The 21720-nt window shown below is 71.3% G+C and carries 21 protein-coding genes and 1 riboswitch; of the genes, 5 read left to right on the top strand and 16 right to left on the bottom strand.

Annotated elements, in window-relative coordinates:
• Nucleotides 1-64: 64 nt before the first annotated feature.
• The 4 genes from ACR3IO_RS00345 to ACR3IO_RS00330 all read right to left on the bottom strand — a co-directional run bounded on the left by ACR3IO_RS00345 (nt 65) and on the right by ACR3IO_RS00330 (nt 4159).
• Complete coding sequence (locus ACR3IO_RS00345) at nt 65-1954, bottom strand: ABC transporter ATP-binding protein (RefSeq protein WP_434069191.1); 1890 nt, start codon at nt 1952-1954, stop codon at nt 65-67.
• 73 nt (nt 1955-2027) lie between these two features.
• Nucleotides 2028-2255: a hypothetical protein gene (locus ACR3IO_RS00340; protein WP_434069190.1), complete on the bottom strand. Its 228-nt coding sequence runs from the start codon at nt 2253-2255 to the stop codon at nt 2028-2030.
• Between the two features lie 37 nt (nt 2256-2292).
• Nucleotides 2293-3258 carry a carbohydrate kinase family protein gene (locus ACR3IO_RS00335; RefSeq protein ID WP_434069189.1) on the bottom strand — a complete coding sequence of 322 codons (966 nt, stop codon included), beginning with the start codon at nt 3256-3258 and terminating at the stop codon, nt 2293-2295.
• Nucleotides 3242-4159 (bottom strand): pseudouridine-5'-phosphate glycosidase, encoded by a 918-nt coding sequence (locus ACR3IO_RS00330; protein ID WP_434069188.1) that lies wholly within the window; start codon nt 4157-4159, stop codon nt 3242-3244. Before ACR3IO_RS00330 ends, ACR3IO_RS00335 begins: the two co-directional genes overlap by 17 nt.
• Before the next feature lie 143 nt (nt 4160-4302).
• Between ACR3IO_RS00330 and ACR3IO_RS00325 the strand changes: the two genes are divergently transcribed.
• Nucleotides 4303-4653, top strand: coding sequence for a hypothetical protein (locus tag ACR3IO_RS00325; protein ID WP_434069187.1), 351 nt, complete (start codon nt 4303-4305; stop codon nt 4651-4653).
• An 80-nt stretch (nt 4654-4733) separates the two neighbouring features.
• Here the strand turns inward: ACR3IO_RS00325 and ACR3IO_RS00320 are convergent, their stop codons facing one another.
• Both ACR3IO_RS00320 and ACR3IO_RS00315 read right to left on the bottom strand, forming a co-directional pair.
• Nucleotides 4734-5141: a hypothetical protein gene (locus ACR3IO_RS00320; protein WP_434069186.1), complete on the bottom strand. Its 408-nt coding sequence runs from the start codon at nt 5139-5141 to the stop codon at nt 4734-4736.
• A gap of 225 nt (nt 5142-5366) precedes the next feature.
• Nucleotides 5367-6737, bottom strand: a complete 1371-nt coding sequence (locus tag ACR3IO_RS00315; RefSeq protein WP_434069185.1) for an MFS transporter — start codon at nt 6735-6737, stop codon at nt 5367-5369.
• A gap of 245 nt (nt 6738-6982) precedes the next feature.
• Between ACR3IO_RS00315 and ACR3IO_RS00310 the strand changes: the two genes are divergently transcribed.
• Nucleotides 6983-7435, top strand: a complete 453-nt coding sequence (locus tag ACR3IO_RS00310) for a DUF2269 family protein (protein WP_434069184.1) — start codon at nt 6983-6985, stop codon at nt 7433-7435.
• Between the two features lie 90 nt (nt 7436-7525).
• Here the strand turns inward: ACR3IO_RS00310 and ribH are convergent, their stop codons facing one another.
• From ribH to ACR3IO_RS00285, 5 genes are all read right to left on the bottom strand, one after another.
• Entirely contained in the window at nt 7526-8002 is a 477-nt protein-coding gene (gene ribH / locus ACR3IO_RS00305; RefSeq protein ID WP_434069183.1) for a 6,7-dimethyl-8-ribityllumazine synthase, read from the bottom strand.
• Nucleotides 7999-9303 carry a GTP cyclohydrolase II gene (ribA, locus tag ACR3IO_RS00300; RefSeq protein ID WP_434069182.1) on the bottom strand — a complete coding sequence of 435 codons (1305 nt, stop codon included), beginning with the start codon at nt 9301-9303 and terminating at the stop codon, nt 7999-8001. Before ribA ends, ribH begins: the two co-directional genes overlap by 4 nt.
• Nucleotides 9300-9980, bottom strand: coding sequence for a riboflavin synthase (locus ACR3IO_RS00295; RefSeq protein WP_434069181.1), 681 nt, complete (start codon nt 9978-9980; stop codon nt 9300-9302). The genes ribA and ACR3IO_RS00295 overlap by 4 nt, the downstream gene beginning before the upstream one ends.
• 1 nt (nt 9981) lies before the next feature.
• On the bottom strand, nt 9982-11061 hold the full coding sequence (gene ribD / locus ACR3IO_RS00290) for a bifunctional diaminohydroxyphosphoribosylaminopyrimidine deaminase/5-amino-6-(5-phosphoribosylamino)uracil reductase RibD (RefSeq protein WP_434069180.1): 1080 nt from the start codon (nt 11059-11061) through the stop codon (nt 9982-9984).
• A 72-nt stretch (nt 11062-11133) separates the two neighbouring features.
• Nucleotides 11134-11277, bottom strand: a riboswitch (FMN riboswitch).
• A gap of 75 nt (nt 11278-11352) precedes the next feature.
• Nucleotides 11353-12345, bottom strand: a complete 993-nt coding sequence (locus ACR3IO_RS00285) for a sugar-binding transcriptional regulator (protein ID WP_434069179.1) — start codon at nt 12343-12345, stop codon at nt 11353-11355.
• Nucleotides 12346-12475: 130 nt separating this feature from the next.
• Between ACR3IO_RS00285 and ACR3IO_RS00280 the strand changes: the two genes are divergently transcribed.
• The 3 genes from ACR3IO_RS00280 to glpK all read left to right on the top strand — a co-directional run bounded on the left by ACR3IO_RS00280 (nt 12476) and on the right by glpK (nt 16741).
• A complete protein-coding gene (locus ACR3IO_RS00280; RefSeq protein ID WP_434069178.1) occupies nt 12476-14239 on the top strand; it encodes an FAD-dependent oxidoreductase in 1764 nt (587 codons plus the stop codon).
• A 186-nt stretch (nt 14240-14425) separates the two neighbouring features.
• Nucleotides 14426-15175, top strand: a complete 750-nt coding sequence (locus ACR3IO_RS00275) for an MIP/aquaporin family protein (RefSeq protein ID WP_434069177.1) — start codon at nt 14426-14428, stop codon at nt 15173-15175.
• A 51-nt stretch (nt 15176-15226) separates the two neighbouring features.
• Entirely contained in the window at nt 15227-16741 is a 1515-nt protein-coding gene (glpK, locus tag ACR3IO_RS00270; protein WP_434069176.1) for a glycerol kinase GlpK, read from the top strand.
• Between the two features lie 134 nt (nt 16742-16875).
• On the opposite strand, the gene ACR3IO_RS00265 is transcribed toward glpK, so the two are convergent.
• Genes ACR3IO_RS00265 through ACR3IO_RS00245 form a run of 5 tightly spaced genes read right to left on the bottom strand, consistent with a single transcriptional unit; the run spans nt 16876 to nt 21457 of the window.
• On the bottom strand, nt 16876-17634 hold the full coding sequence (locus ACR3IO_RS00265; RefSeq protein WP_434069175.1) for an HAD family hydrolase: 759 nt from the start codon (nt 17632-17634) through the stop codon (nt 16876-16878).
• Nucleotides 17631-18212 (bottom strand): GNAT family N-acetyltransferase, encoded by a 582-nt coding sequence (locus ACR3IO_RS00260; protein WP_434069174.1) that lies wholly within the window; start codon nt 18210-18212, stop codon nt 17631-17633. The genes ACR3IO_RS00265 and ACR3IO_RS00260 overlap by 4 nt, the downstream gene beginning before the upstream one ends.
• A gap of 22 nt (nt 18213-18234) precedes the next feature.
• Nucleotides 18235-19245 (bottom strand): tryptophan--tRNA ligase, encoded by a 1011-nt coding sequence (trpS, locus tag ACR3IO_RS00255; RefSeq protein ID WP_434069173.1) that lies wholly within the window; start codon nt 19243-19245, stop codon nt 18235-18237.
• A 60-nt stretch (nt 19246-19305) separates the two neighbouring features.
• Nucleotides 19306-20133, bottom strand: a complete 828-nt coding sequence (locus tag ACR3IO_RS00250; RefSeq protein WP_434069172.1) for an exodeoxyribonuclease III — start codon at nt 20131-20133, stop codon at nt 19306-19308.
• Between the two features lie 10 nt (nt 20134-20143).
• Complete coding sequence (locus ACR3IO_RS00245) at nt 20144-21457, bottom strand: YhjD/YihY/BrkB family envelope integrity protein (protein ID WP_434069171.1); 1314 nt, start codon at nt 21455-21457, stop codon at nt 20144-20146.
• Nucleotides 21458-21720 lie beyond the last annotated feature (263 nt).

The raw sequence follows: 21720 nt of genomic DNA, 5'->3' as shown, positions 1-21720 counted from the left end.
GATGCCGCGACCGGCGCCCGTCGATGGGGCGACGGCCGCGGCATCCGCTCGTCGATCGGCTGGTTCAGACGAGCAGCTGGTGCTCCGCGAGCTCGCGGTAGAGGGGCACGGATGCCACGAGCTCGGCGTGCGTGCCCTCGCCGATGACGCGGCCGCCGTCGAGCACGACGATGCGGTCGGAGTCGACCACGGTGGAGAGCCGGTGCGCGATGACGATGAGCGTGCGGCCGGCCGAGACCTGGTCGATCGCCTCGCGCATCATGCGCTCGTTGACGCCGTCGAGGGAGGACGTCGACTCGTCGAGCAGCAGGATCGGCGGGGCCGCGAGCAGGGCCCTGGCGATGGCGAGGCGCTGGCGTTCTCCGCCCGAGAGCATGATGCCGTCTTCGCCGACCGCGGCCGAGAGCCCGGCGGGGTCGCGGTCGAGCACCGACCCGAGGTTCACGGCGCGCAGCACGTGCTCGCACTCCTCGTCGGTCGCGTCGGGGCTGCCGAGGAGGAGGTTCTCGCGCAGGGTGCCGGCGAGCACGGGGGCGTCCTGCTCGACGTAGCCGATCTGGGAGCGGAGCTCGGCGCGGTCGAGTGAACGCAGGTCGAGGCCGCCCATGCGCACGCTGCCGACCGAGGGGTCGTAGAAGCGCTCGATGAGGGCGAGGACGGTCGACTTGCCGGCGCCCGAGGGGCCGACCAGTGCGACGCGCTGCCCGCGCGGCACCTCGAACGACACCCCGCGCAGCACGGGCTGGCGGTCGGTGACGTCGGGTTCGGGCAAGTGCTCGTCGGCCGAGTCGTTGTCGGGATCGGCGGGGTCGCTGCGCGTGGCCGCGTAGGCGAAGTGCACGTCGTCGAGCGAGATGGCCGCGGCGTCGGGCATGACGCCCGCGTTGGCCTCGCCGACCATGAGCGCGAGCGGGGCGAGCTCGCGGTCGTGCGCGTCTTCGTCGGGCAGGTCGAGGATCTCCTGGATGCGACCGAGCGCGCCGAGCGCCTGGTTGACCGAGGTGATCGCGCCGAAGAACAGGCCGAGCGGCATGATCATCATGAAGAGGAACAGGATGAACGACACGAGGCTCGAGACCTCGATCGCCCCGGATGCCACGCGGAACCCGCCGACGCCGAGCACGACGAGGAACGACACCTGCATGGCGATGCCGGCGACCGGCACGATGAGCGCCGAGACCTTCGCGACGTTGACGCCCATCTGCCAGGCGCCCTCGGCCTCGCCGTCGATGGTGCGCGCCTCGCGTTCGGTCGCGCCGGCCGCGCGGATGGTGCGCACGGCGCTGATGGCACGCTCGACGGATGCCGCGACGTCGCCGACCTTCGCCTGCGCGGCGTGCGAGGCGTCGCGCACCTTGCGCGAGAGCAGGGTGACGGTGGTGATCGCGATGAGGACGACGAGCAGGGTGAGGCCGAGCAGCACGGGGTCGATGATGAGCATCGCGATGAGCGCGCCGATGAACGTGACCGTGCCGCCGATGGCCTCGACGAGGCCCTGCGTGAGGACGGCGCGGAGCATCGTCGTGTCGCTGCCGACGCGCGAGACCAGGTCGCCGGTGCGGCGCGTGTCGAACTCGGAGATGGGCAGGTTCAGCAGCTTCGCGACGAGGCGCTTGCGGCTGGAGAGCACGATGCCCTCGCCGGTGCGCTGCAGCAGGTAGTGCTGGTAGCCCGAGATGACGCCGCTCACGATGACGAGCGCGACGAGGGCCCACACGATGCCGCCGAGCGGGTCGCCGGCCTCGACGACGGTGATGACGCGACCCACGAGCAGGGGCTGGGCGAGGCTCGTGAGTGCGCCCACGATGGAGAGGGCGGCCACCCAGATGAGCACCGGGCGGTGCTCGAAGATGAACGGCAGCAGCTGGCGGAAGGATGCGCGGGGGCCGTCGGTCTTCGCGGGGCGGGCGAAGGGGTTGCGTCGGGGTGCGGTGCGGTTCTGGGTCTGGGTCATCGTCTCTTCCCGGGCGGCGCGGCGGCCGTCGTTCCGACCGGGTCCCGCGTGCGCCCCGAGCATCCTACGTCGCTCAGCTGCGCCCGTACTTCTTGTGCACCGCCTGCTTGGAGACCTCGAGGGCGAGCGCGATGAGCTGCCAGCTCGACCCGGCGGCGCGGGCGCGGCGCACGGCGACGGCCTCGGCGCGGTCGAGGGCGAGGTTCAGTTCGACGCGGGCGTGGCGGAGTTCGCGGAGCGCCCGGTAGGGGTCGTCGCCGTCGGCTGCGGCGATCGCGGTGCGGAGGGTCGTGTCGTCCATGACGTCAACCGTAGTTGACGTCGGCTCGAACGTCAATTCAGGTTGACGCGATGGGCGGCGTCGCCGACGATGTCGTGGCGTGCGCCCCCGGATTCGACAGCACGGATGCCGCGGAGCGATGCCCGGCGAGGCACGCCGCCTCGACATCCGACCCACGCAGGCTCGCCGCGAGGAACCCGGCGGCGAACGCGTCGCCCGCGCCGGTGAGGTCGCGGATGCCGGTCACCGGGGCCACGTCGACGCGGGCCACGAGCCGCCCGTCGGTGATGACGTCGGTGGGCAGGGCGCCGTGCTTGACGACGACGGTCGGGGCGATGGATGCCGCGACCGCGCCCCCGCCCGTCAGCCCCAGCAGCGCCGCCTCGTCTTCATTGGCGAAGAGCACGTCGGGCCGGATGCCACGGAGCAGCTCGAGCGCGACCTCGACGCCGAGCGCCCCGAGGAGCCCGGTCGACGACGCATCGATCGAGACGACGGCACCGCCCGCGCGGGCCTGGGCGGCGAGCCGGGCGAGCTCGCCGCGCATGGGCTCGCGCTCGAACCCGTAGGCGGGCAGGTGCAGCAGGCCCACGCCGTCGAGCCATGCGGCATCCACGTCCTGGAGCTCGGCGGAGGCGCCGCGGTCGGGGTACATCGTGCGTTCGCCGTCGACGTCGACGAGGAGCACGACCATGCCGGTGCGGCCGGCGCGCTGGGTGCGCACGTCGACGCCGTCGGCGGTGAGGGCCGCGACGAGCGCGTCGCCCGCGGCATCCGCCCCGACCCGGCCGATGAAGCGCGTGGGCACGAGACCCGCCGCGAGGGCTGCGACGTTCGCGGCGCTGCCGCCGCGGGCGCGGAAGACGCGCGCGGCCGTGTCGGTGGCCCGGTGCACGGGTTCGCTCGCCCAGACGACGACGTCTTCGACCAGGTCGCCCGCCACGGCGAGCACCCCGGGGTCGGTGCCCGGGTCGGCGGCTGCCTCGGCGTCGGCACGCGCGCCCGGCTCAGCCGGCGACGGCACGCGCGATCTCCGCTCCGAGCGCGACGTTGCCGCGGTACACCTCGAGGTTCACCTCGAGGCTCGCCCCGCCGGTGGCCCGCTGCACGTACTCGAGCAGGAACGGCGTCGTGTCGTGTCCGACGACGCCCTCGGCGGATGCCGCGGCCAGCGCCTCGGCGAGCACGCGATCGTGGAACGCGGGATCGAGCTGCTTCGACGCATCGACCGGGTTGGCCACGAGTACCGCCTGCGGCAGCCCGAGCTCGTCGCGTGCGGACGAGAGGGCCGCGGCCTCGGTGGGGGTCTCGACGCGGTAGTCGAGCGCGAACCCGGAGTCGGTGACGGTGAAGGCCGGGAACCGACCGGTGCGGTACCCGACGACCGGGATGTTCAGGGTCTCGAGCCGCTCGAGCGTCGCGCCGATGTCGAGGATCGACTTGACCCCCGCGCTCACGAGCGTGATCGGCGTGACGGCGAGGGTGCCGAGGTCGGCGGATTCGTCGAACGTCTCGCTCGCGCCGCGGTGCACGCCCCCGAGTCCACCGGTGGACATGACACGGATGCCGGCCCGATGCGCGAGCCAGGCCGTCGCCGCGACCGTGGTGCCGGCGTCGAGGCCCTTCGCGCGGGCGATCGGCAGGTCGCGCACGCTCGCCTTCACGACGCCGTCGGCGGTGCAGAGCCGCTGGATCTCGTCGGGGGAGAGTCCCACGACCGGCACGCCGTCGACGACGCCGATCGTGGCCGGCGTCACCCCGCGGTCGCGAACCTGCTGCTCGGACGCGAGGCCGACCTCGAGGTTGCGGGGCGACGGGAGCCCGTGGGTGAGGATCGTGGACTCGAGCGCGAGCACCGGGTCACCGTCTTCGAGGGCGTCGCGAACCTCGTCGCCGATGCGGATGCCGGTCGGTGGAGTCTGCATGCCCGTCATCGTAGGAGCCGCCTCCGATGCGCGGGCGAAGGCCCGCCGGGCCCGCGGCGCCTCTGTTTCCGCGTGTGACGCGCCCCGGCGACATCTCGGGATCGCGGGCGTAACGTGGCCGCATCGAACCCCGAGGAGCCCTCATGTCGCACCGCGAACCGCACGTCGTCACCACGCCCGTCACGGGTGCGGTCATGGGCATGCGCGGCTGCGAGCACGCGGGGGCGTGCACGAGCGACCGGCCCGGGCACGGACTGAACGCCGTGCAGCAGCGCCTCGCCACCGTGACCGCGAGCAAGTGGATCGACGCGATCGTCACCTCGGTCGACGCCGCCGGGTACGCCTGGCTCGCGACGCTCGACGGCGGCATCCGTCGCGTGTGGCAGCACGACGCGTTCGCGGGCGCGCTCGAGGTCGGCGACCCGGTCGCCCTCCACGGCGTCTACGGCGTGCTCGCCGCGGGCGCGCAGCAGTTCAGCGTCGCCGACGCCTGACGCGCACGGGCGGCTCGCACTCGCAAGGTGCCCGGTCCTCGCCCCCGAGCGACGTCGACGTCGAGGGCGAACTCGACGGCTCACGCCATCGGCATCGCCTCGCTCATCATGCCCATCATCTTCTCCATCGCCATGACGAGCTGATCGCACGCCATCGCGCACATGCGGCAGTGCTCGCTCATCTCCGCGTGCATCATGCACTCGGCGGAGCAGGCGCGCGCCATCATCGTCGTCGACTGCATCATCGACATCATCACGCCCATGTCCCAGCCGTGCATGCGCAGCATCATCCGCATCATGGTGTCGCACATGTCGGCGCAGTTCGCGCACATCGACGCGCACCGGCCCATGCCCTCGGCGGCATCGGCGTCGGCGCACATGATGCACGCCTGCATACAGGCCGAGAGGGCCTCCATGCACTCCTGCATCATCATCGGATCCATGCCGCCCATCGGCATCTCCGACGACGACATCGCGCCCTTCATCATGTCCATCGTCATATTCATCGAAACACTCGCTCTTCCGGCCCGCGAGTGCCGACCGGGCGGCGGCGGATGACTCGGGTGCCCTGTTACGTCATGTTACGTCGCGGAGATTCGGGCGTGAAGGGCGGTTCGTGACGTTCGTGTGAACGATGCGCACGACGAGACGAGGGGGCGGATGCCGCAGCATCCGCCCCCTCGAATCACGGATGCCGCGGCATCCGCCCGCGCTCACGCGTCGATGTCGACGTCCTTCGTCTCCTTCGAGACCAGCAGTGCGATGAGGGTCAGCACGGCCATGACGGAGAGGTAGACGCCGACCCAGAACGGGCTGCCGTCGCCGGCCTGCCAGAGCGCGACCGCGATGAACGGCGCGACGGCCGCGCCCAGGATCGACGACACGTTGTACGAGATGCCGGAGCCGGTGTAGCGCACGTTCGTCGGGAACAGCTCGGGCAGCAGCGCGCCCATCGGGCCGAAGGTGAGGCCCATGAGCGAGAACCCGACGACGAGCCAGACCATGACGCCCGCGAAGCCGGCGTCGAGCAGCGGAACCCACAGCAGGCCGAACACGATGATGCCGAGCGTGACCCAGATGAGCGTGCGGCGCCGGCCCCAACGATCGGCCATCGGGCCGGAGATCAGGGTGAAGACGCCGAAGAACAGGACGCCGCCGATGAGCATCAGCACGAACGTGCTGTACGAGTAGCCGAGGCCGGGCAGCGCGCCGTCGGCCGCCTCGACCGGGGCGCGGCCGTAGCTCAGCGAGAACGTGGTCATGAGGTAGAAGAGCACGTAGGTCGCGAGCATGAAGAACGTGCCGAGCAGGAGCTGCTTCCAGTAGCTCCGGAACACCGTCGCGAGCGGCAGCTTGCGCAGCTTGCCCTCAGCCGACGCCTTCGTGAACGCCGTCGACTCGACGAGGCGCAGTCGCACCCAGAGTCCGACGATCACCATCACGGCCGAGAACAGGAACGGGATGCGCCAGCCCCAGTCGAGGAACGCCTGCGAGGGCATCGACGGGTCGTCGGAGGGCAGGACCGCGGCGATGACGAGGAAGAGGCCGTTGGCGATGATGAAGCCGATGGGTGCGCCGAGCTGCGGGAACGTGCCGTACCAGGCGCGCTTGCCCTTCGGGGCGTTCTCGGTGGCCACGAGCGCGGCGCCCGACCACTCGCCGCCGAGGGCGAAGCCCTGCGCGATGCGCAGGATCACGAGCAGGAGCGGGGCGAACCAGCCGACGACGGCGTAGGTCGGCAGGACGCCGATGAGGAAGGTCGCGATGCCCATGGTGAGCAGCGCGCCCACGAGCGTGGCCTTGCGTCCGTGCTTGTCGCCGAGGTGGCCGAAGACCACCGCGCCCAGCGGGCGGGCGACCATGGCCGCGCCGAACACCGCGAACGAGGCGAGCAGCGCCGTGGTCGGGTCGCCGGTCGGGAAGAACAGGTGGGGGAAGACGAGGACCGCTGCGGTCGCGTAGACGTAGAAGTCGTAGAACTCGATCGTCGTGCCGATGAGGCTCGCGAGGACGACCCGGCTGCGCGGATTGACGGGGGCGGTCGGTGAAGGGGATGCGGCCGTGGCCGCGGACGTTGCTGACATTGCTGTCGAGGACTCCAGTGTGGTGATCGAACACTGCACCACGAGGCGGTCGGTCTGGCGTGGAACGGGGCAGGCTGTAGGGAATCGTCGCTTGTGGCAACCGACCAAGCCTACGTTCGCCCGGGCGGCGCGGGCCCGCATCGGGGAGGCGAAGCGTCGAGCGGCACGACCTGTGCGACGAACGGCGGCCGCAGACCCATCGAAGGGTCCATCCTCGCCGGGAGCCCCGTCGCTAGGCTGGCGACATGGATACCCTGATCAGCGTTCTGCACGTCGCCACGGCCGTCTTCATCATCGGGCCGATGGCGATCCTGCCCATGACGGCCATGCGCGCGATCCGCGCGGGCAACGGCGCCCAGGTCGCCGTGCTCGCGAAGTCGACGACCGTGTTCTCGTGGCTCTCCCTGCTCGTGTTCGTCTTCGGCTTCGGGGCGATGAGCCTCGCGCCCGAGGAGTACGAGCTCACGGTCGCGACGCCGTGGATCCTCTGGTCGATCATCCTCTACGTCGTCGCGTTCGCGCTCAGCCTGTTCGTGGTCGTGCCCGCAATGAAGCGCGCCGCCGCGGCCCTGAACGAGACGGATGCCGCGAGCGGCGTCACGGCTCGCGACGCCGGCTACCCGGCGATCGCCGCCGGCAGCGGCATCGTCGCGCTGCTGCTCGTGGCCGTCGTGGTGCTCATGGTCTGGAAGCCGTAGCCCCTCGCCGCCGTTCGATCCGGTCGTGCCGGTCGAGGTTCGGAGCGCATCGAGACCCCGTGCACCGGGGCTCGATGCGCTCCTTCGCCGTTAAGCGTCCGCAGCGACCGCGCGCAGCGCGCGCGCCGTCGCGATCGCGGCCTCGGCAGCCTCGCGGCCCTTGTCCTCCTTCGAGCCGGGCAGCCCGGCCCGATCGATGCCCTGCTGCTCGTCGTCGAGGGTCAGCACGCCGAACCCGACGGGCTTGCCCGTGTCGAGCGCCACACGCGTGAGCCCGTCGGTCGCGGCCGCCGAGACGTACTCGAAGTGCGGGGTGCCGCCGCGGATGATCACGCCGAGGGCGACCACCGCATCGGCCCCGGCCTCGAGGGCGGCCTTCGAGACGACGGGCAGCTCGAAGCTGCCGGGCACGCGCACGAGGGAGAACTCGGCACCGGAGGCCTCGAGCGTGCGCGTCGCGCCGGCGATGAGCGCGTCGGTGATGACGTCGTGCCAACTGCCGGCGACGATGACGACCCGGAGTCCGGTGCCGTCGACGTCGAGGGTGGGGGAGCCTGCTCCGCTCATGATGCGTGTCCTTCCAGGAGTGCCTCGGCCGCGGCATCCGCGAGCTGGGCGTCGTCGATCGCGTGGCCCATGCGGCGACGCTTGGTCTCGAGGTAGGCGCTGTTGATCGCGCCCACGCCGACGACGAGCGGCAGCCGCTCGTCGACCCTGATGCCGTGGGCCTGGAGTTGGCTCACCTTCTCGGGGTTGTTCGTGAGGAGCCGCACGTGGTCGACGCCGAGGTCGGCGAGGATCGCGCTGGCCGCCCGGTAGTCGCGGGCGTCGGCCGGCAGGCCGAGGGCGACGTTGGCGTCGAGCGTGTCGAGGCCGTCCTCCTGCAGGCGGTACGCGCGTAGCTTGTTGATGAGGCCGATGCCCCGGCCCTCGTGCCCGCGCAGGTAGATGACGACGCCGCCGTGCTCGCGGATCTCGCCGAGTGCCGCGTCGAGCTGCGGCCCGCACTCGCACTTGAGCGAGCCGAAGGCCTCGCCGGTCAGGCACTCGGAGTGCACGCGCACGATGGCGCCCTCGGCATCGGCCGCCGGATCGCCCGCGATGATCGCGACGTGGTCGGCACCCGTCTCCCGGTCGCGGTAGGCGCGCACCCGGAACTCGCCGTGCACGGTCGGCAGCGTCGTCTCGACCTCGAAGAGCACCCGGGAGGATTCGGGCACGTCGTCGGCGAGCCGCCGGTCGGTGAGGTCGTGACCCTCGTGCCAGGTGCGGAGCCATTCGACGAGCGCGGCGACCGTCGTGACGGGCAGCCCTTCGCGTGTGCCGAACTCGATGAGGCCCGGCAGGCGCATCATGTCGCCGTCGTCGGTCACGATCTCGCCGATGACGCCCACCGGGGCGAGCCCGGCCAGGCGCATGAGGTCGACGGCGGCCTCGGTGTGGCCGCCGCGTTCGCGCACGCCGCCGTCGACGGCGCGCAGGGGGATGACGTGCCCCGGGCGGATCAGGCGGTCGGGCGTGGACTCGGGGTCGGCGAGCACGCGCAGCGTGTGGGCGCGATCCGAGGCGCTGATGCCAGTCGACGTGCGGTCTGAGGCGTCGACCGAGATCGTGTACGCCGTGCCGCGCAGGTCCTCGCTGCGCTCGACCATGAGCGGCAGCTCGAGCCGGTCGGCGACGTCGTTCGGCATGGGCGCGCACAGGTAGCCGCTCGTGTGGCGCACCATCCACGCGATCCACTCGCGCGTCGCGAACTCGGCGGCCATGATCGCGTCGCCCTCGTTCTCGCGCCCCTCGTCGTCGGCCACGATCACGGGCTTGCCCGCGCGGAGGGCCTCCAGCACCTCGGGGATCGTCGCGAGGCTCATCGGGCGCCTCCGATCGGCGCCGACACCGGCGAGGAGAGCGAGGATCCCGCGAGCGACGACGGCAGCGACCGGTGGGCGTCGAGGCGCAGCATCCGCTCGACGTGCCGGGCGAGGATGTCCGTCTCGATGTTCACGCGGTCGCCGACCTCGAGCGTGCCGAGGGTCGTCGCGGTGAGCGTCTCGGGGATGAGCGAGACCTCGAACCACGAACCCTCGGGCTCGTCGCCGAGGTCGCTCACGGTGAGCGAGACGCCGTCGACGGCGATCGAGCCCTTGTCGACGACGAGCGGCGCGTGCGCGGCGTCGAGGGAGAAGCGGATGACGCGCCAGGCCTCGCCGGGGCGCACCTCGAGCACGGTCGCCGTGCCGTCGATGTGCCCCTGCACGATGTGCCCGCCGAGGCGATCGCCCACGAGCGCGGCGCGTTCGAGGTTGACGCGGCGACCCTCCTGCACGCCGTCGAGCGTCGACATCGCGAGCGTCTGCGCCATGACGTCGGCGGTGAACCGCTCGCCGTCGAAGTCGACGACCGTGAGGCACACGCCCGAGACCGAGATCGAGTCGCCGTGCTTCGCCCCCGTGACGGCGTGCGGGCCGCGCACCGTGATGCGGGCGGCATCGGCCGTGCGGTCGACGCGCTCGATCGTGCCGAGTTCTTCGATGATTCCGGTGAACATGTCAGTTCCTCTCAGGAGCCGTGGTCGAGGAGTGCGGAGCACGCCCCGAGACCGGGTGGGCGACGAGCAGTACGTCGTCGCCGAGCCGCTCGACGGCGGCGAATTCGTAGCGGCGGGCGTCGCCGATGGTGGCGACGCCGAGGTCGCCGAGGGCGAGGCGGTCGCCGCCGAGCAGGGCGGGCGCGAGGTAGACGAGCACCTCGTCGGCGAAGCCCGCCGCGATGAACGCGCTCGCGAGCGTCGGACCGCCCTCGACGAAGAGCGAGCGGATGCCGCGCCTCGCGAGTTCGCGGAGGTCGGCGGCGAGGTCGCGGCCTTCGAGCGCGACGAGCTCGTGCGGATGCCGCGCGAGCGCCGCGTCGGCGGGCACGGGCCGGCGGCCGAAGACGACCGGCACGGGCTGCGCGTCGAGCAGGTCGCCCTCGGGGCCGCGGGCGGTGAGGGAGGGGTCGTCGGCGAGCACGGTGCCGGTGCCGACCGCGATCGCGTCGCCGGCCGAACGGCGCCGGTGCACGTCGGCTCGCGCGTCGGGCCCGGTGATCCACTGGCTCGTGCCGTCGGCCGCCGCGGCCCGGCCGTCGAGGCTCGACGCCCACTTCACGGTGACGTACGGGCGGTGGTGCCGCGCGGCGAAGAGCCAGTCGCCGAGGAACGCCTCGGCGTCGCCCGCGAGGAGCCCGCCGACCACGTCGACGCCGCCCGCGCGGAGCCGATCGGCGCCGCCGGAGGAGTGCTCGCCCGGGTCCGCGACGGCGTAGACGACGCGGGCCACGCCGGCGTCGAGCAGCGCCTCGGCGCACGGGCCGGTGAGCCCGGTGTGGTTGCAGGGCTCGAGGGTCACGATCGCGGTGGCCCCGGATGCGGCGCCCGGTGCGAGGCGGCTCAGGGCATCGACCTCGGCGTGCGCGGTGCCCGCCCCGCGGTGCCATCCCTCGGCGAGCACGTCGCCGGCGGGGGAGAGGATGACGCAGCCGACGCGGGGGTTCACCCCGCGGGCGGGGCCGTTCGCCGCGAGCGCGAGCGCGCGGCGCATCGCCGCGGTCTCGGCCGCTGTGCGATCGGTGTCGCCGACCGTGGTCATCCGTCGTCCTGTCGTCAGGCTCCGGGAATGGTCGGCGTGCGCCGAATTCGTCGACCGTGCACAGCACGGCCGACACGTGCCGCCTCCCATCCGGACTTTCACCGTCGGTTCCGGAATTCCACCGGATCAACCAGGGGCACGAGGTCGAGACCTCACGCCCGCAGTTCGCGGACTGTCACCGCCGGCTCGGAATTACACCGACCCCGGAGCACGTTTGTCGTGTCGATTCTACTCAACGCGTCGGTGGCCGCCGTATTCCCCCGTCATCTCCCGTGATGCGGGGACGGCCGCTCACAGTTCGAGGAGCGCCCGGGCGGTGCCCTCGTCGACGATGAGGTCGGTGATGAGGTCGGCGGCGAGGGCGCCCGCGAGGCTGGCCAGCTTCGCCCGGCCGGAGACGACGCAGACCCGGCGAGGGGCGCGGCGGAGCACCGCGAAGTCGGGGCCGGTGGCCCGTTCGTTCAGGGCGATGCCGTCGGTGCTGCCGTCGGCGCGGTAGAAGACCGTGGCGACATCGCCCACGGCGCCGTCCCTGCTGAGCGCCTCGTAGTCGCCGCGATCGAGGTAGCCGCCCTGGTAGACGTGGCTCGGCACCTCGGCGAACGGCGACCCGATGCCGAAGAGCGCCACGTCCATGCCCGCCTGCAGGTCGAGCAGCCGCTGGGTGCTGCGCTCCTTCCAGAACGCGCGGCGGGTCGCGGGGTCGTCGAAGAAGGCCGGCACCGGGAACTGCTGCACGCGCGCGCCGAACGCATCGCCGAATCGGCGCAGGAGCTCGCTCGCGTAGACGATGCCCGTGGTGCGCCCGTTGCCCGCGCCGTTCAGCTGCACGATCTCCGTGTTGTGCGTCGACTTGGGCACGAGGTGCCGGCTCATGGCGCTCATGGTGGAGCCCCAGGCGACGCCGATCGTCTGGTTCGAGTCGACGAAGCGACCGAGAATCCGTGCAGCCGAGAGCGCGACGCGGTCGAGCCGATCGACGTCGGTCGCGTGATCCGGCACCGGGACGACATGCGCGACGATCTCGAACCGGGCGAGGATCTCCTGCTCGATGCGGCTCGGCAGGTCGAGCGGGGAGTGGATCGAGATCTCCACGAGTCCGCTGGCCCTGGCGTGGCTCAACAGGCGCGAGACCGAGGATCGCGAGGTGTGCAGCTCGGCGGCGATGGCATCCATCGTGAGGTCCTGCATGTAGTAGAGGTGGGCGGCGCGCAGCGCCTCCCGGGTCTTGCCCGAGACGGTGTCTGCCGCCTCGGCTGCGTTCGGAGCGTGCCGTTCGTTCATGTTCCCACCCTTGCACGTTTGTGCACGCGGCTTGCAACAGCGTGCGGTCGAGTCGACGATGTATTCATCCACATCGGGCGCATCCGGCGCAAGCCGCGGGATCGTCCACGCACACTCCGAGAGGACAGCGATGTCATCGCACCCGACGACCCCGCAGCACACCCCCGACCACGGCCGCATCGGCTCGCCCGGAACCCGAGCCGAGGTCGCCGCCCTGCGCGCCCGCCCGACCGCGGAGGTCGTCATCGTCGGCGGCGGCATCAACGGCATCGCGACGTTCCGCGACCTCGCGCTCCAGGGCGTCGACGTCGTGCTCGTCGAGCGCGACGACTTCGTGTCGGGCGCCTCGTCGGCGTCCTCGCACATGATCCACGGCGGCATCCGGTACCTCGAGAACGGCGAGTTCCGCCTCGTCAAGGAATCGGTGACCGAGCGCAACGCGCTCATCCGCATCGCGCCGCACTACGTCAAGCCCCTCGAGACCACCGTGCCGATCTACTCGACCTTCTCCGGCATCCTCTCGGCTCCGCTGCGGTTCCTCACCCACCGCGCCGGCACGCCCACCGAACGCGGCGCGGCCCTCATCAAGACGGGGCTCACGATCTACGACGCGTTCTCCCGCGACGGCGGCTCGGTGCCGCGGCACCGCTTCCACGGACGCAAGCGCTCGCTCGCCGAACTGCCCGCCCTGAACCCCGACGTGAAGTACACGGCGACCTACTACGACGCGAGCATGCACGACCCCGAGCGCCTCGCGCTCGACGTGCTCTTCGACGGGCTCGCCGCGGGCCCGCACGCCCGCGCGGCGAACCACCTCGGCGCGGTGGGCCTGGGCGCCGACGGCGTGCGCGTGCGCGACGGCCTGACCGGCGAGGAGTTCTCGATCGCGGCCGACGTCGTCGTGAACGCCAGCGGCCCCTGGACCGACCTGACCAACACGGCCCTCGGCCGCGACACCCGGTACATGGGCGGCACCAAGGGCTCGCACATCGTGCTCGACCATCCCGAGCTGCTCGCGGCCACCGGCGGACGCGAGATCTTCTTCGAGCACGAGGACGGCCGCATCGTCCTGATCTACCCGCTGAAGGGTCGCGTCATGGTCGGTACGACCGACCTCGAGCACGACATGCGCGAGCCCGCGATCTGCACCGAGGCCGAGGTCGACTACTTCTTCGAACTCGTCGCGCACGTTTTCCCAGCCATCGCCGTCGACCGCTCGCAGATCGTCTACCGGTTCTCGGGCGTGCGGCCGCTGCCGCGCCACGACGACACGCAGCCCGGCTTCGTCAGCCGCGACTACCGCATCGAGCGGGCGGATGTCGCAGAGCGCCCGGGCACGACCCTGCTGAGCCTCGTCGGGGGCAAGTGGACCACCTTCCGCGCCCTCGCCGAGCACCTCGCCGACGAGGCCCTCGGGCTCCTCGGACGCGAGCGGATCCGCTCCACCGAGGGCCTCGCGATCGGCGGCGGAGCGGGCTACCCGACCACCGACGACGCACGACAGGTCTGGCTCGTGTCGCACGACGACGAGGTCGGGCGCGCCCGTGCCGAGGCCCTGCTCGAGCGTTACGGAACCCGCGCGGAGGCCTACCTCGCCGAGGTCGACGGCGAGACCGAGCTCCCGCTCGAGCACCACTCCGGCTACACGCGCGGCGAGATCACCTGGCTCGTGCGCAACGAGCGCGTCGTGCACCTCGCCGACCTCGTGCTGCGGCGGACGAGCATCGCCTTCACGGGCACGCTCACGGCGCCGCTCCTCGTCGAGCTGGCCGACCTCGCGGGCGACGAACTCGGGTGGGACGCCGCGCATCGCGCCGCCGAGGTCGAGGCCGCCCGGTCCCTGCTCGCCGAGCGCCACGGCGTCGTGCTCGAGCAGCCGGCACTCACCGCATAGCGCCAGTCGGGTGGCGGAGCGAGCGCCGTGACCGACGCCCTCGGCGTCGCGGCGCGCGCTCCGCGCACTCGAGTCCCTGACGCGTGAATCTGCACGGATGTGCACGCCGAAACGCCCGGCATCGGGCATTTCGGCGGATACGTTTCATCGGGGTCGCTCGGCCCGCACCACACAAGGAAGGTCAACGTGGACAATCTCGGAATCGTGTTCCTCTCGGAGCTCGTCGGCACGGCGCTGCTCGTGCTCCTCGGCTGCGGCGTGGTCGCCAACGTCATCCTCGCCAAGACGAAGGGCTTCGGCGGCGGAACCCTCATGATCAACATCGGCTGGGGCCTCGCGGTGTTCGCCGGCGTCATCGTCTCCTACGCCTCGGGCGCGCAGCTGAACCCGGCGGTCACCCTCGGGCTCGTCGCCAACGGCGCAACGGAGTTCGGCATGGGCGTCCCGGTGAACCTCGTCTCGGTGCTCGTGTACATCGCCGCCCAGATGATCGGCGCGTTCATCGGCGCCGTGTTCTGCTGGCTCGCGTACAAGCAGCACTTCGACGCCGAGCCGGATGCCGCGACGAAGCTCGGCGTGTTCTCGACCGGCCCCGCCATCCGCTCCTACGGCTGGAACCTGCTCACCGAGGTCATCGGCACGTTCGTGCTCGTCTTCGTCATCATCGCCTTCACGAACGGAGGCACGCCGGCCGAACTCGGCGCCATCCCCGTCGCGTTCCTCGTGATCGCGATCGGCGCCTCGCTCGGCGGCCCGACCGGCTACGCGATCAACCCGGCGCGCGACCTCGCACCGCGCATCGCCCACGCCCTGCTGCCGATCAAGGACAAGGGCGGCAGCGACTGGTCCTACTCCTGGGTGCCCGTCCTCGGCCCGATCATCGGCGGCGTGCTCGCCGGCTTCGCCGCCATCCCGCTCCTGCCGATCATCGGCTGACCCGCGGCATCCGCCCCAAACCCCATTCACTGACAGCAACGGAGTTCTCAGATGAGCGACTACATCCTCGCGATCGACCAGGGCACGACCTCGTCGCGCGCGATCATCTTCGACAAGGCGGGCTCGATCGTCTCGACCGGGCAGCTCGAGCACGAGCAGATCTTGCCCAAGGCGGGCTGGGTCGAGCACGACGCGACCGAGATCTGGCGCAACACGGGCGAGGTGATCGGCCAGGCCCTCGGCAAGGCCAAGCTGACCCGGCACGACATCGCCGCCGTGGGCATCACGAACCAGCGCGAGACCGCCGTGGTCTGGGACCGCACGACCGGCGAGCCGGTCTACAACGCGATCGTCTGGCAGGACACCCGCACGCAGTCGATCGTCGACCGCCTCGCCGCCGACGGCGGCGTCGAGCGGTTCAAGGCGAAGGTCGGCCTCCCGCTCGCGACCTACTTCTCGGGCACCAAGATCGTCTGGATCCTCGAGAACGTGCCCGGGGCACGTGAGAAGGCCGAGGCGGGCGACCTGCTGTTCGGCACGACCGACACGTGGGTGCTCTGGAACCTCACCGGCGGTGTCGACGGCGGCGTGCACGCGACCGACGTCACGAACGCGAGCCGCACCATGTTCATGGACCTCGAGACGCTGCAGTGGGACGACGAGATCCTCGCCGCGTTCGACGTGCCGCGCTCGATGCTGCCCGAGATCCGGTCCTCCTCCGAGGTCTACGGCATCGCCAATGAGCACTCGCTGCTGCGCGAGACGCCGATCGCCGGAATCCTCGGCGACCAGCAGGCCGCCACGTTCGGCCAGGCCGCGTTCGAAGCCGGCGAGGCGAAGAACACCTACGGCACCGGCAACTTCCTGATCTTCAACACGGGCGAGGAGATCGTCCACTCGAAGAACGGGCTGCTCACCACCGTCGGCTACAAGCTCGGCGACCAGCCGGTGCACTACGCGCTCGAGGGGTCGATCGCGGTCACCGGGTCGCTGATCCAGTGGCTGCGCGACAACCTCGGGCTCATCTCCTCGGCCGCCGAGGTCGAGGAGCTCGCGAAGACCGTGGAGGACAACGGCGGCGCGTACTTCGTGCCGGCGTTCTCGGGGCTGTTCGCCCCGTACTGGCGGCCGGACGCGCGCGGCGCGCTCGTGGGCCTCACGCGCTACGTGAACAAGGGGCACATCGCGCGCGCGGCACTCGAGGCGATCGCCTTCCAGACCCGCGACGTGGTCGAGGCGGTGAACGCCGATGCCGGCATCGACCTCACCGAGTTGCGTGTCGACGGCGGCGCGACCGCGAACGACACGCTGCTGCAGTTCCAGGCCGACATCCTCGGCGTGCCGGTCGTGCGGCCGGTCGTGGCTGAGACGACGGCGCTCGGCGCCGCGTACGCGGCCGGACTCGCGGTCGGGTTCTGGTCGGGACTGGACGACCTGGCCAAGAACTGGCAGGAGGACCGCCGTTGGACGCCGTCGATGGACGACGCCGAGCGCGCGCGTCTCGATCGCAGCTGGAAGAAGGCCGTCACGAAGACGCTCGATTGGGTCGACGCCGACGTGGATTAAGGCCTCCCTCCGGTTAGAGTGAGACGGCGGGTCGGTCGCATGGGGGTGCGACCGACCCATTCTCATGTCCGGGCGGCGTTCGCGGCCGTGCGAGGGCGGGGCGTGCGCTCATGCGCCGCGGGTGCCTCGTCTGCTCAGACCGCGTCGGCCCACCGGGCGGCGAGCCGCGGCAGGAGCTCGTCGAGGCCCGTGATGACCGTGACGCGCGCCTCGAGGATCGCCGCAGACTCCACGGGCTCGAGGGGCGTCGACCAGCGGTCGAGCCAGACCCCGTCGAGGCCGGCGGCGGCGGCGCCGAGCGCGTCGGTGCGCAGGCGATCGCCGATGTACGCGACCCGGGTGACGGCGGAGCGCGACGCGAAGTGCTGCACGGCGGCGTCGAAGATGCGCCGATCGGGCTTGGTCACGCCGACCGCTCCCGAGGCGACCACGTGCTCGAAGCGGCCGAGGATACCGAGCCGCTCGAGCTTCGCGCGCTGGAAGTCGGGCTCGCCGTTCGTGATGATGCCGAGGCGCACCCCGGGCATCGACGCCTCGAGCGCGTCGAGCGCGGGCAGGGCGTCGTCGTGCAGGGTCCAGCCGTCGCGGTATCGCTCGAAGTACCGGTCGAACCAGGCGCCGGCCGTGGGGTCGTCGAGATCCTCGCCGTGCGCGCGGGCGAAGTCGCGGGCGCGCGCCCGACGCTGCCCCTCGAAGCTCAGCCGCCCGTCGAGGTACGCGTGGTAGTGCTCCTCCTCGAGGTCGTGCCAGAGCCGCTGGGCGGACTCGACGTCGCCGTCGTATGCACGCTCGCGCATGTGCAGTCGGATGCCGCGCGCGACCGCTTCGCGGTGCGCCATGAGCGTGTCGTCGAGGTCGAAGAGCACGACGGAACGGGCGTGGGCTCCGGTCACGACCGCGCCCCGAGGATGCCGTCCCAGCTGGCCTCGGCTCGCGGGTCGGCCTCGCGCTCGCGGACCGCGTACCACGCGGGCAGCGTACCCTCGCCGTCACGGGTCGGCACGGTCGCGTGCTCGGGCTCGATGCGCCGGAATCCCGCGGCCCGTGCGACCTTCGCCGAGCCGATGTTGCCCTCGACGGCACGCCAGAACACGGTCGCGGACTCGGGGATGCCGCCACCCAGCACCCACTCGGACACCGCGGCCGCGGCCTCGCTCATGCGGCCCGCGCCGCGATGCTCGGCGCCCATCCAGAACCCGATCTCGCGCTGCGTCTCGCGCACGCTCACGACGCCGAGGAGCGGGCCGCCCTCGACGGCGCGGATGGCCCATGTGAGCTCGGATGCCGTCGCCCAGCCGGCCGGGACATACGTTCCGAGGAATGCGTCGGCGTGCTCCCGAGTGTACGGCCACGGCGTGGTGAGCCAGCGCTCGAAGATCGGATCTTGGCAGTAGGCCGTGACCGCGTCGGCGTCGCCCGGCAGCGGCAGGTCGAGTCGCAGGCGGGCGGTCCGGATGACGACCGGTTGCATGTGATCGACTCCTGCTCGCGGGTTAGCCGCGGCGGACGAATCCGACGCGGTCGTAGACCTTGCGGAGCGTGACCTCGGCTCGCGCCGCGGCCTTGTCGGCCCCGATCGCGAGGAGCCGGTCGAGCTCGGCGGGGTCGTCCATCAGCTCGAGCGTGCGCGTGCGGATCGGCGTGAGGCGATCGACCACGAGCTCGCCGAGGTCCTTCTTGAAGTCGCCGTAGCCACGACCCTCGTACTCGACCTCGATCTCGGTCACCGGCCGGCCAGTGACGGCGGAGTAGATGTCGAGCAGGTTCGAGATGCCCGGCTTCTCATCGCGGTCGTAGCGCACGTCGCGCCCGGTGTCGGTCATGGCGCTCTTGAACCTCTTCAGCGTGACCTTGGGGTCGTCGAGGAGCTTCACGAGACCGGACTCGCTCGCCGCGGACTTCGACATCTTCGACGCGGGGTCCTGCAGGTCGTAGATGCGCGCCGACGCCTTGGGGATCAGGGCCTCGGGCACGGTGAACGTCTGCCCGTACCGCGAGTTGAACCGCGCCGCGAGGTCGCGCGTGAGTTCGAGGTGCTGGCGCTGGTCGTCGCCGACCGGCACCGCGTCGGTGCCGTACAGCAGGATGTCGGCCGCCATGAGCACGGGATAGGTGAAGAGGCCCACGGTGGTCGCGTCGGTGCCCTGCTTCGCCGACTTGTCCTTGAACTGCGTCATGCGGCCCGCCTCGCCGAAGCCGGTGATGGTGCTGAGGACCCAGGCGAGCTCGGCGTGCGCGGGCACGTGCGACTGCACGAACAGCGTCGAGCGCTCGAGGTCGACGCCCGCGGCGAGGTACTGGGCGGCCGTGCGGCGCACATTCTCGCGCAGCGACTTCGGGTCCTGCGCGACCGTGATCGCGTGCAGGTCGACCACGCAGTAGATCGGGTCGTTCTCGTCCTGGAGGGCGACCCAGTTCACGAGCGCGCCGAGGTAGTTGCCGAGGTGCAGCGAGTCGGCCGAGGGCTGCATGCCGGAGAAGATGACGGGGCGGGCGGAGTTCATGGTCGTGGTTCTTTCGTCGTGAGATCGAGGAGTCGAGCGGCGCTCGCGCGCGGCATCCGCTCAGATGGCGTAGTCGACGACCACGGGGGAGTGGTCGGAGAAGCGCGTGTCATAGGTCGCCGCGCGATCGACCGAGTAGTCGGTCACGAGTGCCGCGAGCGCCGGGGTGGCCAACTGGTAGTCGATGCGCCAGCCGGTGTCGTTGTCGAACGCCTTGCCGCGGAACGACCACCAGGTGTAGGGGCCGTCGACCTCACCGGCGAACCGACGACCGACGTCGACCCAGCCGAGACCGTGATCGTCGGACCCCTCGGCGCCGACGAAGCGGTCGAAGTACGCGCGCTCCTCGGGGAGGAACCCGGCGCGCTTGACATTGCCCTTCCAGTTGCGGATGTCGAGTGTGCGGTGCCCGACGTTGAGGTCGCCGACGACGAGCGCGAGCTCGGAGTGCGCCTCGAGTTCGGGGAGCCGCGCCTGCATCGCGTCGAGGAACTTGAACTTCTCGACCTGCTTCGGGGTGTCGGCCTCGCCCGAGTGCACGTAGGCGCTCACGAGCGTGACGATGCGGCCGCCGACCTCGTAGTCGGCCTCGAGCCAGCGACCCGCGGTGTCGAAGTCGGGCCCGCCGAGTTCGACCCGGTGGATGCTCGCCCGACGGCGGCTGGCGATGGCGACGCCGGCGCGACCCTTCGCGGTGGCGGGGTCGTGCAGGATGTCCCACTCGTCGCCGAGCAGCTCCTGCAGGTCTTCGGTCGACGCACGCACCTCCTGGAGGGCGAGCAGGTCGACGTCGCGGCCCGCGAGCCACTCGCCCATGCCGCGACGGTACGCGGCTCGCACTCCGTTCACATTGACGCTGGCGACACGGAGACGAGAGGTCGAAGGCATGCCCTCGATCCTATTCGAGCCCTCCGACGTCGGTCGTCCGCGCACGACCCGTCGCGATGCGCGCGACGGCCGCCTCGGCCTCGTCGAGCTCGAGCTGGGCCCGGGACACGCGCCGCCGGGCGGCGAACCCGGCGAACCAGTTCGCCTCCGCGGCATCCGCCTGCGCCTCTCGGAGCCGCACGCGCGCGACGGTCAGCTCGGCATCGGCCTCGCGCCGACGACGCTCGGCCTCGACCTGCGCGGGGCTGAGGGAGAGGAGCGTCTCGTTCGAGTCGGCGGCCTCGACTGCGATCCAGCTTGCCGCGACGAGGATGACGATGCTCGTGATGCGGAACCAGAACAGGAGGCCGATGAACACCGCGAACGTCGCGAGCAGGGGATTGCTGCTCGCGAACGTGAGGAGCACGCCGCCGAGCAGCTGTACCACCGAGAGCGCGGCCGAGCCGAGCACGGAGCCGATGACCATGCGGCGCCACGGCATCTCCGCGCCCGAGAGGTATCGGAACAGCACGGCCAGGGCGACCGTGTCGATGACGAACACCACGATGACGGCGCCGAACTGCACCACGAGCGTCGAGGTCCCGGCGTCGTGGTCGATGCCCATGAGGTCGAGCAGCCACTCCAGGAACCCGGTGGTGATCACCGAGAACACCGACGCGGCGATGAGCACGGCGCCGAACAAGAGGCCCGCGACGAAGTCTCGCGCCTTCAGGAGCACGTACGAGCGCGAGTCCTTCGGGAGCCCGAAGATGCTTCGCACGCCGATGCGCGTGTAGGTGACCCATCCGATCGCGGTCCAGATCAGGCCGATGAGCGCGATGGCACCGGTCCAGCCGAGGGCCCCGGTGCTCGCCGAGGTGATCGCCACGAGCTCGTCGGTCGTGATGATGGCGCCCTCGTCTCCGATGAGGCCGGGCGCGTACGTGTTCAGCAGCCGCGCGAAGGCGTCCATCGCGGCCTCGTTGCTGGTGAACCAGATGCCGAAGAAGGCGAAGACCACGTAGACGGCCGCGAAGATGCCGAAGAGGGCCTGGTAGCTCATGCCCGAGGAGAGGATGAAGCCGTTCTGCACCAGGAAGTACCGCCAGACGCGCACCGGGAGGAACGCCATGGTGCGGGTCGTGATCGAGGCGACCCGGTTGATGGGCTGCTCGAACCGTTCGCGCAGGGGCTCGCTCAACTCGTCGAGGCGTTCACGCGCAGTGCGCGCGGCCGGCTCGTCGACGGATGCCGCGACCACGGCCTCCTCCGCGGCGAGGTCGGGCCGCGTCGGCCGCCGTCGGTTGCCGGGGGCTCCGGATGCCGACGACGCTCGCTCGCTCACGCTCCAAGAGTACTGAGGGCGGCGGCGCCGTCGTGCAGGCGGCTGCGGACGTCGGAGCCCGCCGATTCTCCTGCCGGGGTCGCGCCCGAGGCATCCGCGAACCTGCCCGTGACGCAGCAGACCCCCCAAAGTGGGGACGCAGCACGAAAACCCTTGAATTCCCGGGGAACTCGTTTCGAATGTCCCCCGTACTGGGCACGTCCGTGCCCTGTCGGACCCTCCCTCGCGAGTGGTTGACTCGGCTCACCTGCGTAATCCTCACA

The sequence above is a fragment of the Agromyces sp. Marseille-Q5079 genome (assembly GCF_051016555.1).
Taxonomy (GTDB): domain Bacteria; phylum Actinomycetota; class Actinomycetes; order Actinomycetales; family Microbacteriaceae; genus Agromyces.
The sequence above is the reverse complement of the archived record's forward strand: the minus strand, read 5'-3'. Positions and strand labels throughout refer to the sequence as shown.